The 3,988-nt window shown below is 72.9% G+C and carries 4 protein-coding genes; 1 reads left to right on the plus strand and 3 read right to left on the minus strand.

Annotation, left to right across the window (positions count from 1 at the left end; genetic code table 11):
* Nucleotides 1-217: 217 nt before the first annotated feature.
* Entirely contained in the window at nt 218-1,048 is an 831-nt protein-coding gene (locus tag ACR9ZG_RS18360; RefSeq protein ID WP_481286285.1) for a CE1 family esterase, read from the minus strand.
* Between the two features lie 66 nt (nt 1,049-1,114).
* Between ACR9ZG_RS18360 and ACR9ZG_RS18365 the strand changes: the two genes are divergently transcribed.
* Nucleotides 1,115-1,648 (plus strand): TetR/AcrR family transcriptional regulator, encoded by a 534-nt coding sequence (locus tag ACR9ZG_RS18365; protein WP_481286286.1) that lies wholly within the window; start codon nt 1,115-1,117, stop codon nt 1,646-1,648.
* Nucleotides 1,649-1,729: 81 nt separating this feature from the next.
* On the opposite strand, the gene ACR9ZG_RS18370 is transcribed toward ACR9ZG_RS18365, so the two are convergent.
* Together ACR9ZG_RS18370 and ACR9ZG_RS18375 are read right to left on the minus strand one after the other, a co-directional pair.
* Nucleotides 1,730-3,382 (minus strand): DHA2 family efflux MFS transporter permease subunit, encoded by a 1,653-nt coding sequence (locus ACR9ZG_RS18370; protein ID WP_481286287.1) that lies wholly within the window; start codon nt 3,380-3,382, stop codon nt 1,730-1,732.
* Nucleotides 3,383-3,393: 11 nt separating this feature from the next.
* Entirely contained in the window at nt 3,394-3,966 is a 573-nt protein-coding gene (locus ACR9ZG_RS18375; RefSeq protein ID WP_481286288.1) for a PadR family transcriptional regulator, read from the minus strand.
* Nucleotides 3,967-3,988: the final 22 nt, after the last annotated feature.

The following is a 3,988-nucleotide window of genomic DNA, read 5'->3' on the forward strand; positions in this document are numbered from 1 at the left end:
AGGTCGCCGTGATCGACACCGGCGTCGACGGCGGCGTGCCCCCCCCCGCGGGGGCGGGGGGGGGGGGGCCCGCCCGGGGCGGGGGGGGGGGCGCGGGCCGCCCCCCGCCCCCGGGGGGCCGGGGCCCCCCCCCCCCCCCCCCCCCGGCGCGGCCCGGCCCCCCCCCCCCCGGCCGCGAGTCGTGACCTGATGTCACCACTCGGCGCGAGGAGCGACATCATGTCACGACTGGGCGGGCCCGGGTCGCCAGTCCGAAGTACGCCCCGACCTCCTCGCCGAGGTCGAGATCCGCGTGGGACGGACCGACGAAGCGCGGCGTCGGACGGGTGACCCGGTTCGGGATGACGTGCCCCGTGCCGTGCTGGGTCACCAGGCGCACGCCGGGCCAGTCGGTGCGGGTGACCCCGGCCTCCCCGCCGGATCCGCCGTCGGCCGGACCGCCCGTCGGTTCGACGCCGTCGCCGGCGTACGCCTGTGCCGTGGCGAGCGCGCCGCGGACCGTCCCTCTGGTGCGCCCGAGCAGCCGCGTCGCGCCCCCGTCGTAGGGGACCACCGGATCCGCGGTCCCATGGACGATCAGCAGCGGAACGCGGTCGGGGGCGACGTCCGCGAGGGCGAAGTCCTCCTCCACCGGCAGCCCGGCGGCGACGACGACCGCCCCGGCGAGCAGACCGGGCGCCTCGCGCAGGATGCGGTGGATCAGCTGGCCGCCGTTGGAGTATCCGACCGCGATCGCCGGACGGCCGAACCGCTCGACGACCGCACGGACGAAGCCGACATCGTCGACATCCTGTCGCTGAGCGGCCGAGGCCGGAATCAGGCGGGCGTCGTTCCAGGCGCGGCGGTGGCCGTCGAGGTAGACGAGGTCGGCGCCGATCCGCTCAGCCAGGGCGTCGAGGGTGCGTCCGCTGAAGCGGCGCATGGTCGCGCCGGTCTGGGTGGTGCCGTGCAGGGCGACGAGCAGCGGCGCTCCCGGGTCGGGCGTGGAGGGCGCGACGTGGAGGTACGAGCGGCGGCGGTCGCCGATGAGCAGGGTCTCGCGGGTCATGGCGACGACGATAGCACAAGCGGATTTTCTATCCATTTCGATGGATCATCCGCTAAGCTCGTCGCCGTGACCACCCTCCGGCGCGACGCGCTCCGCAACCGCGAGCGCATCCTCACGGCCGCACGTGTCCTCGCCGCCGCCGGGGAGCCCCTGCAGCTCAACGCCGTCGCCCGCGCCGCGGAGGTCGGGGTGGGGACGGTCTACCGCCACTTCGGCACGCCGGAGGCGCTGGCCGAGGGGCTCGTGGAGTGGCGGTTCGTGGAGCTCACGGATGCTGCGCGCGCGGCGGCGGAGGACGCCGACGCGGTGGCCGCCTTCCGCCGCTTCCTGTCGGACGCCCTCGACGCCTACGCCGAGGACCCGTACTTCGCGGAGGCCACGGTCGGCTCCTCGCCGTCGCGGCCCGAGACCGTCGCACTGCGCGGCGAGCTCATGGATGCGTTCGCCACACTGGTCCACCGGGCGTCGTCCGGGCTGCGACCCGGTCTCGACGCGACCGACCTCATGATCCTGGCCTGCGGCCTGGGCTACGCGGCGCGCCTGCGGCCGGAGCACGGCCGGGCGTACCTCGATGCGATGCTCGACGGCATCCTGCGCTGATGGCCGGCCGCTGATCGGCAGACCGCTGCGATGACGAAGCCCTCCCGCCGGGTCGGCGGGAGGGCTTCGCGACGCGAGTCGTCAGTCGGTGACGGGAGCGGCGTGGACGCCGTGCGGCGGCTCCTCGCCCCGCGGGACGTCGGTGGCGGGCGGGACATCCGCCGCGTGGGCACCGTGCGCGACCACGTCCGCGGGCACCGGAGCCGCGTGGGCGCCGTGCGTCGCACCACCCGCACCCTGAGCGGCGGCCTCCTGGCCACCGGCTGCGCGGGGCCCCCACGCCGGCGGCTTCGGCCGCGCCCAGAAGGCGACGATGATCGCGCCGATGAGCGCGACCGCGGCCGGCAGCAGCAGCGACTCCGCCATCGCCTGCGTGAAGCCCGCGTGCAGGAACTCGGGCAGCTCGGTGCCGGCGGAGGCCTCGTTGGCGTTGGCGCCGCCTCCACTCGGCAGGTCGACGGCCAGGCGTCCCTCGATGAGGGCGGCGATGGAGGCGGAGCCCAGCACCGCGCCGATCTGGCGCGTCGTGTTGAAGACGCCCGACCCGGCTCCCGCCTGGTTCATCGGCAGGTTGCGGGTCGCCGTCGTGGAGATCGGGCCCCAGACGCCCGACATCGCGATGCCCATCAGGGCGCTCGGGAGGAGCAGCCACCAGATCGAGATGTCCGGGGAGAGCATCCGCGAGTAGAGGAACAGTGCGGTCGCGAACAGCAGGAGGCCCGGCGTCGCGATGTAGCGCGGGTTCACCTTGTCGATGATCCGGCCGACCAGCGGCGCGAGCACGCCCGAGAGGATGGCGGTCGGCGCGAGCATCAGCGCCGACTGCGTCGGGGTGAGGCCGCGGACGGTCTGGAAGTAGAACACCAGCGGCAGCGACATGCAGGTCACGGCGAAGCCGACCGTGGTGATCGCGCCGTTCGAGAGCGAGAAGTTGCGGTCGCGGAACAGCGCGAGCGGGAGCAGCGGCTCCTTCTTGTTGACCGCCTGCCAGACCACGAACGCGATCAGCACGAGCACACCGGCGACGATCATCGTCCAGACGCCGGCGCTCCAGTCGAACGTGTTGCCCTCCTGGATCCCGAACACCAGCAGGAACATGCCGACCGCCGAGAGGATCACGCCCAGGATGTCGAACGCGTGCGTGTGCGTCGGCAGCTTCGGCACCAGCCGCATCGCGAGCACGAACGCGACGACGCCGACGGGCACGTTGATGAAGAAGATCCACTCCCAGCCGAGGCTGTCGACGAGGATGCCGCCGAGAAGCGGGCCGACGAGCGTCGCGACACCCGCGACCGCTCCCCAGAGGCCCATGGCGGCGCCACGGCGGTCCGGCGGGAAGATGCGGGTGATGACGGCCATGGTCTGCGGCGTCATGAGCGCGGCGCCGAGGCCCTGCACGACGCGCGCCGTGATCAGCATCCCGATGCCGCCTCCCGGCAGGACGCCAGAGAACCCGCACCATGCGGAGGCGAGCGTGAAGATCACGAGGCCGATCAGGTAGATGTTCTTGGGTCCGAAGCGGTCGCCGAGCCGGCCGGTGATCAGCAGCGGCACGGCGTACGACAGCAGGTACGCGCTGGTGACCCAGATGACCGCGTTGTAGTCGGTGCCGAGCTTGAGGCCCTCCATGATGGAGGGGTTGGCGACCGACACGATGGTGGTGTCGATCAGGATCATGAAGAAGCCGATGACCAGCGCCCAGAGGGCGGGCCAGGGCTTGAGCTCGCGTTCCATGAGGTCTTCTCTCAGTGTTTCTCGTCGGTCCAGGACAGTACGCCCGTCCGGAGGTCGTTGATCAGGCCGTCGAGCCAGTCGGCGTCGGCCTGGGCGAGCGCGCGCTGGTAGCGCACGTCGAGCCAGTACTTGCCGGGCAGGCCCTTCGCCTGCACGGTGCGGATGCTGTGATCGAGCGTCGCGATGTCCTCGCGGATCAGCGCGACGCGTCGCGTCAGCAGGTCGATCACGATGTCGAGGGGGAGGTTGTGCGCCTCGCCCAGCCCGAGCGGGAACTCGGGGTACTCGTTGACGGGGGTCGCGATGATCTCGGCGATGCGCTCGCCGAGCGCGGCGGTGCCCGCGTCGGTGATCTCGTAGGTCGTGCGCTCGGGCCGGTTGCCTTCGCGCTCGGTCCCGGTCGCCCGGACGAGGCCCTGGGCCTCCAGCCGGCCGACTGTGTGGTAAAGCGAGCCGGGCCGCACCTTGACCACGCGATCCTCCGACCGGCGCAGGAGGGTCTGGAACATCTCATAGGGATGCGACGAGCCCTCCGCGAGCAGCGCGAGCGCGGCGACGGCGAGGGCGGTGAGGGCGGCGGGCATGGCTCCGGATTCGGGAGGGGGT

It is taken from the genome of Leifsonia sp. KNZ12-8B (assembly GCF_056755495.1).